Raw genomic sequence first — 15,547 nt, 5'->3', positions numbered from 1 at the left:
TCCCGTTCAAAAAAGCTTTTACGATTAATAATCCAGAAAATGAATTAATTTTGAATGAAAGAAAAATACCAGACAGAGTTTAGATTACACTCCCGGAAATAGCTGTGTCCCCTGACGCTTGGGTTAGAATCTAATATACTTGCAGTACTATACTGCTGCAAATAGGCAATTGCATTTGGAAACGGTTAAGAACGATTTAACGATAGGGAAACAAAGAATAAAAAAGGAATCAAATTTTGCAAGTTCGCTAAAAGTATATATATTTGCACCCGCGTTCAAGAAGATATTTCAAAAGAAATCAAGATATATTGCGGGATGGAGCAGTTGGTAGCTCGTTGGGCTCATAACCCAAAGGTCGTAGGTTCAAGTCCTGCTCCCGCTACAGAGAAGCCGGTTTTTGCCGGCTTTTTTTATGACTTTTTTTAGATGCAAGCTGCTAGTATTTTTTGCCGCTGGAGTCAATCATTGGGACAAAACGCACCGGCAATATATTTTTCTCCCTTAATTTTCCGTTTTTCTTTTTTTGTAATATCAGGTGTTGCAGAGGATTGGTTCCTACGGGAATAATCAGTCGTCCACCCTCGGCAAGTTGTTTTTGCAGGGGCTCGGGCACTTCTGTGGGCGCACAGGTTACTATAATGGCATCAAACGGTGCATATTCTTGCCACCCCTGGTAGCCGTCATCAATTTTGCTGAAAATGTTGTTGTACCCTAGTTCCGAAAAAACGCGGCGTGCCTTGTGCCCCAGTTTTTCAAATATTTCGATGGTGAAAACGGAGTCGCAAAGTTCGGCCAGAATCGCCGCCTGATAACCCGATCCGGTACCTATTTCAAGTACTTTGTCGGTTCGCTTTAAGTTTAGGGCATCGGTCATAAAAGCAACAATGTATGGTTGCGATATGGTTTGCCCTTCGTCTATCGGTAGTGGTGAATCGGAGTATGCGTATGGAATGTACTGGGTTAATACGAATTTGTGGCGCTCAACTTTACGAAACGCCTCCAGCACATTTTTATCGGTAATTCCCCGTGCTTCAATTTGTGTTTTTACCATTTGGTTTCGTAATGCCGGAAAAGGATCGCTGTTTTGGCTGAATGAAACCACTGAAATAAGCAGAGAAAGTATTACACACGAAAAAAGTCTGGCCTCCATTTTAATCTGTTTTTCAGATTATACGGAGAAGGGGAAATTGTGTTTCTGGCTGATTTTAACCCGCTAGTCTTTATTTGACATCTTCTTGCCCGATTCCTTCAGCTTTTTTAAGTCATTTACCGTAAAATCGCCATAAAAAGAAACAATAAACCGTATGGATTCGGGTTCATCTCCGTCAAGAAAGATGTGGCATTCGGAGTATTTGCTTCTTTTCCCCAGAAGCCAAATTTGGCCGTTTTCAAAATCGTCATCAGAGTCTTTGTACTGTTTGTACGAACCCGGTAAAAGTGAAACCGCTTTTTTGGTAAAATCAGTTCCCGAGAGTTTTCCTTTTTCCGGATTGTAAGTCATAAACCGCACTTTGTTCAGATCTCCCGTTACATTCCTGTCATCATCTTCGCTTAAATCCAGATCAATTGCATCAATCATGTTTTTTGAAAAGCTGAACTGGTTAATTCCGTCTTTGCCGTCAAAATAGTCATACATTTTATTTGACTGGCTTTGTCCTACAGCGCTTTGCGATGCAGCTGCAATAAATAGAAAAAGCAAAAAGGTAATTTGTTTCATGTGAATTTGTGTTTGTTAATTTTCTAAAGTAGAATATCAGGGGGCATGCTTTTGTGGCATGCCCCTGATTCTGCTGTTTAATTATTCTTCTATCTCAACTTTGGTGTTTTCAACTTTTTTCATTGTGAGTCCTTTGGGTTCCATCTTCCAGTATTTTCCTACCATATCGCCGTCCCAGGTATTTGTAACGTTTTCAATATCGTAAATAATGTCAACCATCTCATCGTCGAGGAAAATGGTTCCTCCCTCCGGAACTTTTACAGTGATATTTACTTCCTGGTCACGCCACTTGTCTTTTTCATTCAGAAAAAAGTAGGGGTCGAAAAGTAGAACAGAATCCCGGTTCTGAAACTTGTAAACAAGGTCAGATGCATGGTCTCTTGCAGTTTCCCGGGTTCGTCCGCGCGATGACTTTTTAACGGTTACGATAAAGGAGTTTCCACTGGATTTTTCAATGTCGAGGCGTGGATTTCCGAGGATAATTTTTTCGCCGTCAATTTGCCTTACTTTCAGTTTGTTTAAATCCCAGCCATCAGCGGCGTATCCTTTGTACTTGTCCTCGTTAAGTTTCAGGTAGATTGTTTGGCAACTGTCGCAATTTATGGTGCTGCTTTCTACAACCGACGCCTGGTTTTTGAAATTACCTAACTGGCTTGTGGAAATTACGAATAATGATATTAGTGCAATGAGCCACACTCCTACCATACTAAGCCCGATGGCGGTATTGTTTGATTTGTAGTTGAACACCAGTTTTGTGCCAACATACAGCATGGCAAGCAGTGGAATTCCGGCAAGAAAACCGACTGAAATAATGCCGAGCTTAACCGTGTCCGGCTCAACAAGATAATTGAGAAATTCCGGGAAATTGATTTCGGGGCCCCAAACCACCAGCGGCCAGTCCTGTACAAACGAATGCCCGATTGCCAGTGATGAAATTAACCCGAGTAACCCAAAAAAACCTGAAATGATAAGAACGACGCCAATTATTACGACTGCAACTTTTAGCAGTAACCTGAAGATGTTGTAGGTCACTTCACCAGCACCTTCAACTTTTTTTTTTCCTTTGGTGAAAGTGTCCGACTCCTTAAACTTTTTGTAGCTCTCTTTTACGTCTTTTACTTCTTCTTTAATTGATTTTTCAATGTTTTTTACCGTGGCTTCCTGCCCCCGCATTTCGAGGCGCTGGGCTGTTGTAACAGCCTTCGGAACAGCAATCCATAAAATCAGATAAGCAAGTAACCCGGCTCCGGAAGTTATAAAAAACAGCACCACAAAAATGATTCGCAGAATAACCGGATCCATGTTGAAGTATGCGGCCAGTCCTCCGCAAACGCCGCCAATTACGCGTTGTTCTGTGTCGCGGTAGAGTCTCCGCTTGCGTTTGGTTGTTTTGCTGTAAATTTCTTCTTCGCTTTCGCCTTCTTCTTCGGCAAAATCTTCCGGTGTTCCCATGGTTTCAATTACCTGTTCCACTCCGGCCATAGTAATAACATCTTTTTCTCCTGAAGATTTTTCTGAAAAGATTTCAGCAATCCTGGCTTCAATATCTGTTAATATCTCTTGCCCTTCTTCCTCTGTTCCGAAATGATTTTTAAGCTTCACCAGGTACTTTTGCAGTACTTCGTATGCATCTTCTTCGATGTGAAAAACAGTACCGCTGATATTGATTGTGAATGTTTTTTTCATATCAATGAATTCTTAGAATTTTTGTTCTGGTTTATTGTTTCTGTTAACTCATGTTTTTTCTGACTTTTCCAACGGCGTCAACTAATTCGGCCCACGATGCCTCAAGTTCTGCTAAAAAACTGCGCCCTTTGTCGGTGAGTTCATAGTATTTTCGTGGTGGCCCCTGGTTGGATTCTTCCCAACGGTAAGCCAGTAATTCGGCATTTTTAAGTCGCGTAAGCAGCGGGTACAGGGTTCCTTCAACTACTATCATTTTTGCTTCTTTTAAAGCCTGAATGATGTCGCTGGCGTAAAGAGGTTTGCCGTCAAGTACCAGTAGAATACAGTACTCCAGCACCCCTTTTCTCATTTGTGCTTTTGTATTTTCAAGTTTCATCTTAATTTTCTCCTTTCTAAAAGGCGACCATGCCCCTTTTCTTTAGATGGTCCAAAAATCAGCAGAAGTCATCCAGTCTTCTACTTCCAGCGGTTCTTCCTGCATTTTGTGGCTGTAAAACAGATTTTCGTCCAGCATCCAGCTTTCCATTTTTAAGGGGATGTCCACTTCGTTTTGAAAGCTAAAAGTAGCTATTTCAAAGTAATTTTCGGTGGTCATCCAACCTTCCATTTCAAGTGCCGGGTCGAAAGCTTTGTCGAAAGAATACCAGCTTGCATTATTGACTGATAAGTCCGCTGCTTCTGCTTCCCTGGCTGATGTTTCAACCATTGCAAGAGCAATTTCGTTGAAACTGCTGTGAGTCAGAACTTTTTTCCAAAACTCCTGCGCGCTAACGGTAAAACTTACCAAAACAAAACTTACGACTACGGCGACTGAACGTAATACTGCTTTTCTGAAATTTGTTTTTGTTTTCATGGCCTTTTCTGTTTTCATTGTTTCAATTGTTTTCATGGCTTCTGCTTCTCTGTTTGTTTTCTTGTTTCTTTGTTTCTGCTATTATGACGTAGTTTTTTGTGAAACGTTACAACTTGTATAGAACTTTTTTTTAAAAACTACTTTTAAATACACTGTTGTTGGTAATGCAAATATATGTATTTTTTTTAGTACTGTGCAACACATAGTACTAAAAATATTGCAATTATTTTGTATTGTATTTTTAGCGTGTTGATTGTCAGCTTGTTTGTGGGGAATGAAAAAATATTGAATGGGCGATTTTTTTTTATCTGAATGCAGATAGAAGCTCTTTGCAATTCGTTTTAGCACAGCTGCTCCCCTTTTTCAACATGATTGTTAATAAGAAAAATGCAGTTTTTGAGTGTCCGGTTTCAGGAAATGATGTCGGGTAATTATTGCTTTTTGTTCTTCCCTTTGTTGTCAAATGATTTTGCGATAGCGTGGGCACCTAGGGGCGCTGTTAGGTAAATAAATACGATTATGAATAGCGATTTAATGTAAACTACGGGCGTGTTAAAGTAGATGCTTACCCCGATAAGTAGCAGTAAGATGCCAAAGGAAGGCGCTTTTGTACCGGCATGCAACCTGGCGTATAGATCCTTAAAACGTAGCAATCCGATAGCGGCCACCAAAATAAAAAACGAACCGGCAAGAATAAATATCGAAATAATTATTTTATCCATTTTTGTGTTTTAAATAGGTTGAGACTGCTACCGTTCCAATAAATGAAATCAGCGAAATAACAATTGGAATATCGAAATACATGGCATTATTAATGAGTACGCTGTAAACCAGAATAAACCCCATTACTACAATTGAAATAACATCCATGGCTGCGATACGATCGTTTATCGACGGGCCTTTTAAAAGACGCGTAAAGGCAAGAATCAGCGCCGCTAAAAGCAACGAGAATGCAATGAGAAGAACTGTTGTTGATATCGAATCGTTCATTGTTTACCCGGTTATTCTTTTTATTTTTTGTTGCATTTCTTTTAATCCGTTTTGTATTTGTTCTTCATCAGAATAATATAAAACGTGCACCAGCATTGTTTTTTTATCCCGGCTTATATCGAGGCTCAGTGTCCCCGGTGTCATCGACAGCAAATTGCTGAACATTAATAATCCCGTGTCTGAATTTAAAATTACCGGCACTTCAACAAATGCTGGATTCGATTGCTTGCCGGGAGTCAGAATGTCCCACGCAATGTAAATATTCGACTGCACCAGTTTAAACAGGTAGAATAGACAGAACGCAAGCAGATAATATGTTTTTTTCAGAATTTTCATCGTTTCAGCCTTTTAGAACAGTTTCAATATAGAGAGAAGGATCGATAAGCTGATTGGCTGCATTCATTGTAAAATCAAATAAATATGCAGCAAACAGGCCCATTAAAATGCTTGTTGCGCCTAAAAGAACAGACGGGAAATACTCGGCAAATTTTAATTTTTTGAATGGAGTACTTGCATACTCATTTGCAGGCTGTGCCTTTAAAAATGCTTCGTTCCATATTTTTATCATGGAATAGAGTGTAAGCATTCCGGTAAGAATGGCAACCGCAGTTATTACGTAGTTTCCATTTTCGAGGCCGGCTTTAATTAATATGAATTTGGCAAAAAAGCCTGAAATGGGAGGTACTCCTGCCAGGGCAAAAGCAGGCACCATAAACAAGATGGCCAAAAAAGGACTTTGCTTGAAAAGCCCGCCCACTTCTTTCAGCTCAAAAGTGCCTCGTGCTTTGGCAATCATTCCGGCAACCAGGAAAGTATTGGTTTTTGCAATCATATTATGAATCGTAAAAAAAATGGCTCCGGCAATGGCAAGGGGCGTAAAAATTCCCAATCCCATTATCATGTACCCTATTTGGCTGATGATGTGGTAGGAAAGTATGCGCCGGGTTTCGTAATGTGCAGCGGCTGCCATGCCTCCGGCTACCATTGTAAATCCGGCTGTTATCAGAAGAAGCTGGTGCCAAAACTGTTGGTCGTGCACAAAAAACAGTGTAAAAAAGCGGATGAAAGTGTAAACACCAACTTTTGTAAGCAACCCGGCAAACAGCGAAGAGATGGTGATGTTGGGAGTGTGGTACGAAGCCGGAAGCCAAAAGTAAAGGGGAAACACAGCGGCTTTAATTCCAAATGCCACAAAAAACAGCACAGCCGAGGTATTCATCAGAATGGCCTGGTTGTCATTTTTCAAAATTTCAGCCAGATGCGCCATGTTCAGCGTTCCGGTTTTTCCGTAGAGCAATCCTACTCCCGCCAGAAAAAGAAGCGAACCAATAAGGTTCAGTGACATGTATTTAATTCCGCCTTCGAGTTGCTCTTTTGTTCGTCCCAGTGTAATTAATACAAAAGACGACATCAGCATCACCTCAAACCAGACAAAGAGGTTGAAAACATCGCCGGTAACAAACGCTCCGTTCAGCCCCATTGTCAATCCAAAAAAGAAAATGAAAAAGCGGTTTAACCGGATGGTTTTTGGCAAAAAGCGCAAGGCATAAATTGCAATGGAGAAAACAATTAATGCTGCAACAACCAGCATAATTGCACTCAGAAAATCAACCACCAACGTAATGCCAAACGGGGCTTCCCAGCCTCCCATTTGCAACGCAATTACGCCGTGCTTCTGCACCAGAATAAAAAGGTACCCCGAAAGTAAAATGAGTAATCCTGACCCGAAAACGCCCAGCCAGCCCGCCAGCCGGTCAGAACGAAACACAAGCAGGCTGATGATGAAAATAAACGGAAGAAGTATGGGTAGCGCAACGAATGTTATCATTAATTATCTGTTTTTTTTAGCTGATCCAAATCGTCTGTTCCTGTAGTTTCAAAAAATTTGTATTTCAGTGCCAGGGTGAAAACCACAATTCCCAGTCCGATGACAATTGCTGTTAGCACCAGCGCCTGGGGCAGCGGGTCTGCAAGAGGTGCCGAGCTGCCTGAACCTGCCTGCACAAAAGCGGGGCTTCCGGGAACCAGTCCCGCCGAGAGAAAAACAAGTAAATTGGTGGCGTTGCTCATAAAAATCAGTCCGATAATAAATTTCAGAATACTGCGACGAAGCAGCAGGTACACACCTACCGTGTACAATAATCCAACAACTATGGCGAGTATTATTTCCATTATTTTTTTTGTGTTAATGAGAAGACAAATAGCAGTGTTACGCCAATTACAGTAAAGAATACCCCGATGTCGAACAGAAAAGGGGTTCCGAGTTTAATTCCCGAAAAAAACGGAACAGGAACAGTAATCCATATGCCCGTCATTAGAGGTTTGCCGGCAAATACAGACGGGATAAAACTCAGTAGAATCAAAAACAATCCAAGCCCCATGTATCGTTCAGGTCGTTTAAGCAGTTTTTCTTTAACCTGAAAAGCGTTAAAAGCAAACCCTTTGTACACAATTGCAAGTCCGGCCATCAATCCGCCGATAAACCCTCCGCCCGGATTGTTGTGTCCGCGTAGCAGCGCTAAAACGGCAAAAGATATGAGCAGCCATCGTAAATATTTTGCGGCAAGTTGAAGTATTACTGAGTTCATAATTTTCGGCTTTTGGGTTTCGATAACAATAAATAAACTCCCACGGCAGCAATGGTAAGAACCGTTACTTCGCCCAGTGTATCAAGCGCCCTGAAGTCCACAAGAATTACATTAACCACGTTTTCGCCAAACGCTTTCAGATAACTGTTTTCCAGATAAAAATCGGAAATGGAACGGTTCAGGTTAACGTTTACCGCTTTCAGTGCCAAAATTGTCATTACCGAACCAAATCCCAGGGCGATTAAAAAATCCCGCAACCTTGTTTTTTTGGATGATAAAACAGCAAATCGAGGCAGCTTCTGCAATATGGCCATAAACATCACCAGGGTAAGGGTTTCTACCAGAATTTGTGTGATGGCCAAATCGACAGCACTGTAATACAGAAAAATGAGCGAAATTCCGTAGCCGGCTACTCCCATTGAAATGATGGTTACAATTCGCGAACGCGAAACAGCACTTACCGCAGAGGCCAGAATAATGACAAGCGCGAGCCCCGAAATATAAAATGGCCGCAACGTAAACGGGATATCAAAATTCCATGAGCGGGTTACAAAAACCTGAAACCACAGCAGTAACGATGTAAACACAATGATTGTAAGAATGTACAAGCGGTGGTATCCGTGTTGTACTGTTTTGGTTTTTAATTTTGAAACAGCCACAAATTTATCCATTACCCAGGCAAATACTTCGTCGAGCTGAACTGCAAATACAACGTCGTTTATTTTTTTCCAGTAGATAAGCAGCTTGTCTTTTTTTAGCATGGCAACGTACAGCAAAAAGCCCAATATAATTGTGAGCATACTTAAAAAGAATACCTGGTTGAATCCGTGCCAGATTTTTAGTTTAACCTCAGCAACTTCGCCTAAAACAGCGCTCAGGGCAGGCTTGATAACTGCCGAGCCTAGTTTACCGGGAGAAAGGCCAAGCACCAGGCTTAACAATGCTAAAACGCCCGGGCCAATCAAAAAAGCCGCCCCCCTTTCGTTGGGTTGTTTGGGAAAATTGCCGGGTTTTCCCAAAAAAACTTTCCGGGCAAAATACAACGAAACGGCTACCATAAAAATGTTGGAAGTTACTCCAAGTATCAATATCATTGAGGCGATTCCCGGGGACTGTACTTTGGCTTCGTAAATCAGTTCTTTTCCTAAAAAGCCTAAAAGTGGGGGCAATCCTGCCATTGACAGCAGTGCTAAAAAGGCAATAACAAAAGTAAGGGGCATGTATTTTATCAGGCCTCCCAGTTGTCTGAGCTCCCTTGTTCCGGTCTTTTTTTCAATCAGCCCTGCAACCATAAACAGCGTTGCTTTATAAAAAGCATGAATAAACAAAAACAGCATGGCTGCCTTAATCGATTCTGTGGTATTTATTCCCAAAAGCAGCACTAAAACCCCGAGGGCATTAATGGTGGTAAAAGCCAGAATTCCTTTTAAATCGGTTTGAGTAATGGCGAAGTACGAACCGGTAAGCATGGTAAGAACCCCGGTAAGGGAAATGATGTAAGTCCACTCGGGAGTTCCACCCAAAACCGGACTGAGCCGGGCAAGCAGAAAAATACCTGCTTTTACCATGGTGGCCGAATGCAAATACGAGCTTACCGGCGCAGGAGCCTGCATGGCTCCGGGTAACCAAAAGTGAAACGGAAATTGTGCCGATTTGGTAAAAATTCCTGCCAGAATCAGTAGCAGTCCGGGGAGATATAAATTGCTTTCTTTTATTGCATTGGCATTGGAAAGCCAGTCGGAAAACGAGTAGCTGTCAACCACGCTTCCCAGAAGTACAATTCCCGCAAGCATGCTGAGCCCGCCAAACCCGGTGATATAAAGCGACTGAAATGCTGCTTTTCGTGCCGACTCTTTTTCGTGAAAAAAGCTGATTAAGAAGAAGGAAATAAAACTGGTTAGTTCCCAAAAAATAAAAAGCTGAATGAGGTTTCCCGATAAAACAAGGCCCAGCATTGCGCCGCTAAAAAGCATCAGGTAAAAGAAAAATTTGTCGGTTCCGGCATAGCTTTTCATATAATCTTTTGCGTAAAGAAACACCAGCGCGCCAATGCCGGTAACCAGCAGTGCGAAAACCATGCTCAGGCCGTCAAGCATAAATTCGAGATTAAGACCCAGTTGCGGAATCCATTCAATAAAAATTGATTTTGAATGATAACTGGTTATTTCAGAAACATGGGATAAAAAGTAGATGAAAGCGGCGAATTGGACAAAAGATAGTAAAATGGCTTTTTGCTTTTTCAGCCATCCGGGGAGAATAAAAATCAACAGAGAAGCAGAGAGGAAAACAAGCAGTATATAAACCATTAATTTGTTTTAAGGTTCCGTGTATTTTTTAAGTTTTTTTGTATGTAAAAAGCCCGATTGGGTCAACAAGCGTTTTGAAAAACGGAGAAAAATTTGGGTCTTTCGACAGCGACGCGATACTGAAGACCGGGACTTTTGACATGTTCATAATGTGATGAGCGAATGCTCCGATGTAATTGTCATAAGTGTATCCTTCCTGGTGGGTCATCAGCAAAATCATTCCTGCGTCAACATCTTCCGCATACTCCAGCACCCGCTTAAACGGTGGAATTTTGGAGCGGTCGAACAATTTTATCTCACATTTCAGCCCGTTCATTTCCAGAGTTTCCTGGGCTTCTTTCAGTTTGCCGTAAATGCGGCTTTCGGTTTTTTTAATTCCACCCACAACCGCCGAAACAAGATGAATAGTTGCTCCGTACTCCAGTCCGTAGTATAAAGCCGATAGCAGTTGCTCCCGCGTTTGCTTGGTTAAATCAAGCGGAACAACAATGCTGTCTTTCATTTTACTGGTATCTTCTTTTAACGTGAGCACCGGTATTTTTGCTTTGAGGGTGACATGGTAAACGGTTGTTCCAAGGTCGTCTTCGGGGTCTCCGCTGTGGTGGTTTTCGCCCAGAACAATCATGGTGGCACCTGATTCGTCGGCCACTTCAAGAATTTTTTCGTAGGGTTTGCCCAGCTCAATTCGTGTGTTGATTTTAACTCCCGGTACTTCTTTTTTTACTTCATCTGCAATTTCCTGCAGTTTGTCTTTGGCCTGGTTGGTTATTTTTACCAGATAGTCGCCCGAAGAAAAAAACTGAGCCATTAGCCCGGGGGTGTGAATAACGTAAAGCAATAAAAGATTCCCGTTTAATTTTTCCGTCATTTTTGCGGAATATCTGACAGCTTTCACCGAAGTGTCTTCAAAATCTACGGGGATTAGAATGTTCTTTATCTTTCGTCTCATGGTATGATGACTTTGTTATTTGAACAACAAATTTCGCTGTATGGTTTACAGAAAATTCTAAGATATGTTCCAAATATATTTAAAAAAATAAAACAAAAAAGAGCATTGTTCTGTTTCGGTTGTAATCGGAATTGCCTGAATCATACAGTTCTGGGCGTTTTAATATTTTGATTACTAGTTATAATTTGGCTTTCGGCATTTTATTTTTTTCGGAGATATTTTTTTTTAAAAATATTCAGGGATGTTGCTTTTTTTCCTGTTTGTTACTCGAAGTGGAAAACGGAAATTTTTTTGCCGATGAGTTGTAAAGAATAAACAATTTGGAACCTATGAAAAGTCTTCTCGAAGAGGTCAAGAGTTCTGTGGGAAAACCGTATGCCGATTTAGAATTTCTTTTGGAGTGTTTCTCCGAAGTTTTAGTGGAAAACAACGAAGCTGCCCTGGCTGCTCAAATTCCCTGGATTTCGGAAAGTGAACCTCGTTTCGATGACGAAAATGCTCAAAAACTGCTGCATTTGTTTTCCATCAGCTTTCAGTTGCTAAATCTTTCAGAAGTGAACGGGGCTGTTCAGAACCGTCGTGCCCGTCAGGAAAATTCGGGGTTGGAAAGTGTTAGCGGAATGTGGGCAGATATTTTTAACGATTTGAAGTTGAAGGGTTTGCGGGAAGAAAGCATTGCCGAATGTCTTCGGCAGGTTCATGCAGAGCCTGTTCTTACTGCCCATCCAACCGAGGCAAAGCGCCCTGTGGTACTGGCTCTTTACCGGCAGCTTTACCTTCTGCTGGTGAAACGCGAAAATTCGATGTACACCAGTTACGAGCAGGAAGAAATAAAGTACGATATCAAACAAATATTGCATAAACTCTGGTTTATTGGCGAAATTTTTATTGAAAAGCCGGCCGTAGAATCTGAATTGGAAAATGTACTCTATTATTTCCATAAAGTTTTTCCGGAGATGATTCATTACCTGGATTATAAGTTGAAACAGGCCTGGGAAAAAGCAGGGTTTAATCCGCAGTTAGTAGAGGACACGGAGAATTTTCCGGTGTTGAGTTTTGGAAACTGGGTGGGCGGCGACCGGGACGGGCATCCGCTTGTCTCTTTCGATGTAACACGAAAAACGCTGGAGATTTTTCGGCTACATGCTTTGTCGCTGCTCAAAAGCATGCTGAACGAGCTTTCCGATAAGTTGAGCATCTATTGCAATATTGATTCTCTCCCCTCGTATTTCATTGAGCGAATGGATGAACTGTATGGTGAAATGGATATTGCTTCTGATAATCCGGACGAACCTTTTAAAAAATACATTCAGTTTATAAAAGAGAAACTTCCCATAACTGAAAATGCGTCGGGAGGAATAAAGTTGCAGGATGCTGTTTCTTCTTACTCGAATTCTGATGAATTGCAGGCCGATTTGCTTGTGTTGAAAAAAGCATTGATTGATTACGGCGCCCGTTCTATAGCAGTTTCCGATGTGCAGAAAGTACTGCGTCATCTGAAAGTTTTCGGATTTCACCTGGCACTTCTCGATGTAAGACAGAACAGCCGTTACTACGAGCAGGCGTTGCTTGATATTGTGAAGAGCAGCCTTCCGGCAAAATTCGAATCGGTTGTAAAAAGCAGGTCGGCTTACGAAATGTTTATCAAAGAAGAATTGGAGCACAATCGTCCGTTTATCAGCAGAACCGATTTATTGCAGTCGGAAAAAGCTCGCGAGGTGGTAAAAACTTTTCGCACGCTGGGGAAGCACATCAGGGATTATTCCGGTAAGTCGCTGGGATCGCTTATTGTGAGCATGACGCGCAATGCAACCGATTTGTTTACGGTGTATCTTTTTATGCGCGAAGCCGGTTTGTCTCATTTCGATTCTCGCGGACTGGCTTGTCCGTTGCCCGTTGTTCCGCTGTTCGAAACCATTGACGATTTAAAGAAAAGTCCTCAGGTGCTGGATGAGTTTTTGAGCCACCGGGTTACCCGAAACAGCCTGGAATATATCAGGGAGAAGAAAAAACTTCCGCGGCTGATACAGGATATAATGATTGGTTACAGCGACAGCAACAAAGACGGTGGCATTTTGGCAAGTACCTGGTATTTGTACGAAGCACAGGTGAAACTTTCTGAAGTTGCCCGGAAACATGGTGTGCAAGTTCGTTTTTTTCACGGAAAGGGCGGCACAATTAGCAGAGGTGCCGGCCCAACTCACTGGTTTTTAAAATCGCTCCCTCTTTCTACTACAAACGGGTTAATTCGTATGACGGAGCAGGGCGAAACCATTGAGCGGAAGTATGCCAATAAAGTTAATGCTGCATATAATATGGAATTGTTGGTGGCCGGATTGGTGCGTCAAACTTTGCTGAACAAAGCCGGAGCCGCGGGGGAGAACACCCTCCGTGCTGAGCTTTTCAGTTATCTTGCCAATGAAAGTTTTGAAGCATTTAAAACGCTGACAGGGCATCCTTCATTTATTTCGTTTTACGAACACGCCACTCCCATCGATGCCATCGAATCCAGTAAAATCGGTTCCCGTCCGGCTCGTCGAACCGGAAAACGTACATTGGCTGATTTGCGCGCCATTCCCTGGGTATTTAGCTGGACCCAGTCGCGCATGCATATTTCAAGTTGGTACGGCGTTGGATCTACGCTGCAAAAACTAAAAACCGAACATCCGGAGAAATATATTCAGTTAAAAAAGCTGGTTAAAACCGACGATTTCGTGCGGTATGTATTAACAAATATCGACACCAGTCTGGCTGCTACTGATGAAAATATTATGAAGCTGTATGCTGGTTTGGTAGAAGATGCGAAAGTGCGGGAAGAGATACTGGCGTTGCTGCTTCGGGAGCTGGCGTTAACCCGCGAAGCCATGCTCGGGTTGCTGGAGAGCCCTCCGGAAGAAAGACGGAGAAATCACTATTATTCTACCCGGCTCAGGGCTGAAGCTCTCCTCCCCTTGCATCGGCAGCAGGTTAATTTATTAAAACGATGGAGAGTCGCCCAAAAAACGGGAGAAAATGGGAATCATGAGCTTTTGTTGCATAATTTGTTACGAAGCATTAATGCCATTGCCAATGCTATGGGAACCACCGGGTAGTTCATTTTTTGTTTAGAGGTTCGAATCCTTTATTCCGTTTTCGCGATACATGCCCGGAGTAATTCCTTCCATTGTTTTAAATACCCGAATGAAAGTTCCCACAGATCCGAATCCCACAGTATCTGCAACGTGGTTTAGCGAAAAGCTTTTGTTGATGTCTTTTGCCAGCACTTTTTTGGCTTCCTCTACCCGGTATTTATTGACAAATTCGTTAAACGAACAGTTAAATTCGTTGTTTATCAGTGCAGAAACATAAGAGCGGTTGGTTCCCAAAAGTTGCGAAATATCTGTAATTTTTAACTCTGAATTGTTGTACACTTTTTTCTTTTCAAATAAGTCAGTCAGCTTTGGTTTTAGCTGGTCTGCGTGGTATTTTGTTTGATCTGCCGACAGGTGGCCGTTTTCGTCTTTTTCCAAATCAACAACCGTGTGGTTTTGCATGTACCCCAGCAGGCCAATAAAAAACAGGAGAATACTGAATATGGAAGAAGGTATGGCAAGAAGCGCCGGCGAGTCTAAAAATATTTCGCGCCCGATTAAATTAAAAGCGATACTCATGGATGAAGTGGCAACAAATGAGTACAGTAAAAAATTCACCCAAAAAATGGTTTTGCTTTCCAGATTAGAGTAGAAATTCGCAATTCGCTTGTTGTAATGCAATACCAGTTTTCGCCCCAGAACAAGAAAAAATACAACCTGAATTGCAAAAACCAATCGTCCGAAATAAAAGAACAATTCCTGAATTTTTATAAGAGTAGTTTCGTCAATCATGCCGTTTCTTTCGAGAAGAAATCCCTGAACATAAGTTAGCTGCTCTTCTTTAGTCATTAATTGGTACAAAAGAAATGTTGCCAAAGAAAAAATCAGGGCGGGCAAAAGCATCCTCAGATTTATCCAGTGGTATTTGGTTTCAACGGTAAGCAGTTTTATGTACCAGTAGTATAAAGGATAAACAGAAAGTGAAGCAAAAACATACAGTGGGTCAAATATGCGATAGGCAAAAACATTTTGTTGAAAAAAAACGGCGTGAGAAAGGTAGGTAAGAAAGGCTGCAGACATGAAAACTCCCAGAAAAAATTTTGCAGGATTATTCTTTCTTTTGGTTATCAGAAGAACAAGTGCCCAAAAGAAAGTGACATACATCGGGGTGTAAATTATCAGGTCTTTCCCCATAAAATCTGAAGCGGTTTTTAATAAAATAAATCAGGTCTTTTTCAAAGTTACAACTTTTATACTGTTTGAAGATTGATTTTACGATTTGAATATTGCAATTATTTTCGAAGCTGTACTTTTGTCGCCCGGTGGCGGTAATTAAACAAATCGGACTAGAGAAGTAGAAATAGCCTTAAAATTAGGAGCCCTTGAG

General features: G+C 41.7%; 15 protein-coding genes and 1 tRNA gene. 2 read left to right on the top strand and 14 right to left on the bottom strand.

Annotated elements, in window-relative coordinates; genetic code table 11:
- Positions 1 to 309 precede the first annotated feature (309 nt).
- A tRNA-Met gene (locus BUB08_RS14495) sits at positions 310 to 382 on the top strand.
- Between the two features lie 54 nt (positions 383 to 436).
- Here the strand turns inward: BUB08_RS14495 and BUB08_RS14490 are convergent.
- From BUB08_RS14490 to BUB08_RS14430, 13 genes are all read right to left on the bottom strand, one after another.
- A complete protein-coding gene (locus BUB08_RS14490; RefSeq protein WP_073002594.1) occupies positions 437 to 1,150 on the bottom strand; it encodes a protein-L-isoaspartate(D-aspartate) O-methyltransferase in 714 nt (237 codons plus the stop codon).
- A 63-nt stretch (positions 1,151 to 1,213) separates the two neighbouring features.
- A complete protein-coding gene (locus tag BUB08_RS14485; protein ID WP_073002593.1) occupies positions 1,214 to 1,717 on the bottom strand; it encodes a DUF4252 domain-containing protein in 504 nt (167 codons plus the stop codon).
- Positions 1,718 to 1,798: 81 nt separating this feature from the next.
- On the bottom strand, positions 1,799 to 3,403 hold the full coding sequence (locus tag BUB08_RS14480) for a PspC domain-containing protein (RefSeq protein WP_073002592.1): 1,605 nt from the start codon (positions 3,401 to 3,403) through the stop codon (positions 1,799 to 1,801).
- A 43-nt stretch (positions 3,404 to 3,446) separates the two neighbouring features.
- Positions 3,447 to 3,779, bottom strand: coding sequence for a PadR family transcriptional regulator (locus tag BUB08_RS14475; RefSeq protein WP_073002591.1), 333 nt, complete (start codon positions 3,777 to 3,779; stop codon positions 3,447 to 3,449).
- Positions 3,780 to 3,821: 42 nt separating this feature from the next.
- Positions 3,822 to 4,274 (bottom strand): hypothetical protein, encoded by a 453-nt coding sequence (locus BUB08_RS14470; protein WP_073002590.1) that lies wholly within the window; start codon positions 4,272 to 4,274, stop codon positions 3,822 to 3,824.
- Positions 4,275 to 4,687: 413 nt separating this feature from the next.
- On the bottom strand, positions 4,688 to 4,978 hold the full coding sequence (gene mnhG / locus BUB08_RS14465; RefSeq protein WP_073002589.1) for a monovalent cation/H(+) antiporter subunit G: 291 nt from the start codon (positions 4,976 to 4,978) through the stop codon (positions 4,688 to 4,690).
- Positions 4,971 to 5,246, bottom strand: coding sequence for an MrpF/PhaF family protein (locus BUB08_RS14460; protein ID WP_073002588.1), 276 nt, complete (start codon positions 5,244 to 5,246; stop codon positions 4,971 to 4,973). The genes mnhG and BUB08_RS14460 overlap by 8 nt, the downstream gene beginning before the upstream one ends.
- A gap of 3 nt (positions 5,247 to 5,249) precedes the next feature.
- Positions 5,250 to 5,582, bottom strand: a complete 333-nt coding sequence (locus BUB08_RS14455) for a Na+/H+ antiporter subunit E (protein ID WP_073002587.1) — start codon at positions 5,580 to 5,582, stop codon at positions 5,250 to 5,252.
- Positions 5,583 to 5,586: 4 nt separating this feature from the next.
- The gene (locus tag BUB08_RS14450; RefSeq protein WP_073002586.1) at positions 5,587 to 7,074 is read right to left on the bottom strand and encodes a proton-conducting transporter transmembrane domain-containing protein; all 1,488 of its coding nucleotides are present in this window, start codon (positions 7,072 to 7,074) and stop codon (positions 5,587 to 5,589) included.
- Positions 7,074 to 7,418, bottom strand: a complete 345-nt coding sequence (locus tag BUB08_RS14445) for an NADH-quinone oxidoreductase subunit K (RefSeq protein WP_073002585.1) — start codon at positions 7,416 to 7,418, stop codon at positions 7,074 to 7,076. Before BUB08_RS14445 ends, BUB08_RS14450 begins: the two co-directional genes overlap by 1 nt.
- Entirely contained in the window at positions 7,418 to 7,834 is a 417-nt protein-coding gene (locus BUB08_RS14440) for an MnhB domain-containing protein (protein ID WP_073002584.1), read from the bottom strand. The genes BUB08_RS14445 and BUB08_RS14440 overlap by 1 nt, the downstream gene beginning before the upstream one ends.
- Positions 7,831 to 10,140 (bottom strand): hydrogen gas-evolving membrane-bound hydrogenase subunit E, encoded by a 2,310-nt coding sequence (gene mbhE, locus BUB08_RS14435; RefSeq protein WP_073002583.1) that lies wholly within the window; start codon positions 10,138 to 10,140, stop codon positions 7,831 to 7,833. The genes BUB08_RS14440 and mbhE overlap by 4 nt, the downstream gene beginning before the upstream one ends.
- Before the next feature lie 28 nt (positions 10,141 to 10,168).
- Entirely contained in the window at positions 10,169 to 11,089 is a 921-nt protein-coding gene (locus tag BUB08_RS14430; protein WP_073002582.1) for a universal stress protein, read from the bottom strand.
- Between the two features lie 329 nt (positions 11,090 to 11,418).
- On the opposite strand from BUB08_RS14430, the gene BUB08_RS14425 reads away from it, so the two are divergent.
- Positions 11,419 to 14,181 carry a phosphoenolpyruvate carboxylase gene (locus BUB08_RS14425; protein ID WP_073002581.1) on the top strand — a complete coding sequence of 921 codons (2,763 nt, stop codon included), beginning with the start codon at positions 11,419 to 11,421 and terminating at the stop codon, positions 14,179 to 14,181.
- A gap of 12 nt (positions 14,182 to 14,193) precedes the next feature.
- Here the strand turns inward: BUB08_RS14425 and BUB08_RS14420 are convergent, their stop codons facing one another.
- Complete coding sequence (locus BUB08_RS14420) at positions 14,194 to 15,354, bottom strand: helix-turn-helix transcriptional regulator (protein ID WP_073002580.1); 1,161 nt, start codon at positions 15,352 to 15,354, stop codon at positions 14,194 to 14,196.
- Positions 15,355 to 15,547 lie beyond the last annotated feature (193 nt).

It is taken from the genome of Mariniphaga anaerophila (assembly GCF_900129025.1).
GTDB lineage: Bacteria > Bacteroidota > Bacteroidia > Bacteroidales > Prolixibacteraceae > Mariniphaga > Mariniphaga anaerophila.
This window is presented reverse-complemented; position numbering and strand designations above follow the sequence as displayed.

Excerpts from the sequence above, each read along its gene's own strand:
- BUB08_RS14490 (WP_073002594.1), bottom strand. The coding sequence starts at position 1,150 with ATGGAGGCCAGACTTTTTTCGTGTGTAATACTTTCTCTGCTTATTTCA.
- BUB08_RS14445 (WP_073002585.1), bottom strand. The coding sequence starts at position 7,418 with ATGGAAATAATACTCGCCATAGTTGTTGGATTATTGTACACGGTAGGT.
- BUB08_RS14430 (WP_073002582.1), bottom strand. The coding sequence starts at position 11,089 with ATGAGACGAAAGATAAAGAACATTCTAATCCCCGTAGATTTTGAAGAC.
- BUB08_RS14425 (WP_073002581.1), top strand. The coding sequence starts at position 11,419 with ATGAAAAGTCTTCTCGAAGAGGTCAAGAGTTCTGTGGGAAAACCGTAT.
- mnhG (WP_073002589.1), bottom strand. The coding sequence starts at position 4,978 with ATGGATAAAATAATTATTTCGATATTTATTCTTGCCGGTTCGTTTTTT.
- mbhE (WP_073002583.1), bottom strand. The coding sequence starts at position 10,140 with ATGGTTTATATACTGCTTGTTTTCCTCTCTGCTTCTCTGTTGATTTTT.
- BUB08_RS14460 (WP_073002588.1), bottom strand. The coding sequence starts at position 5,246 with ATGAACGATTCGATATCAACAACAGTTCTTCTCATTGCATTCTCGTTG.
- BUB08_RS14480 (WP_073002592.1), bottom strand. The coding sequence starts at position 3,403 with ATGAAAAAAACATTCACAATCAATATCAGCGGTACTGTTTTTCACATC.
- BUB08_RS14420 (WP_073002580.1), bottom strand. The coding sequence starts at position 15,354 with ATGGGGAAAGACCTGATAATTTACACCCCGATGTATGTCACTTTCTTT.
- BUB08_RS14450 (WP_073002586.1), bottom strand. The coding sequence starts at position 7,074 with ATGATAACATTCGTTGCGCTACCCATACTTCTTCCGTTTATTTTCATC.
- BUB08_RS14485 (WP_073002593.1), bottom strand. The coding sequence starts at position 1,717 with ATGAAACAAATTACCTTTTTGCTTTTTCTATTTATTGCAGCTGCATCG.
- BUB08_RS14440 (WP_073002584.1), bottom strand. The coding sequence starts at position 7,834 with ATGAACTCAGTAATACTTCAACTTGCCGCAAAATATTTACGATGGCTG.
- BUB08_RS14475 (WP_073002591.1), bottom strand. The coding sequence starts at position 3,779 with ATGAAACTTGAAAATACAAAAGCACAAATGAGAAAAGGGGTGCTGGAG.
- BUB08_RS14455 (WP_073002587.1), bottom strand. The coding sequence starts at position 5,582 with ATGAAAATTCTGAAAAAAACATATTATCTGCTTGCGTTCTGTCTATTC.
- BUB08_RS14470 (WP_073002590.1), bottom strand. The coding sequence starts at position 4,274 with ATGAAAACAGAAAAGGCCATGAAAACAAAAACAAATTTCAGAAAAGCA.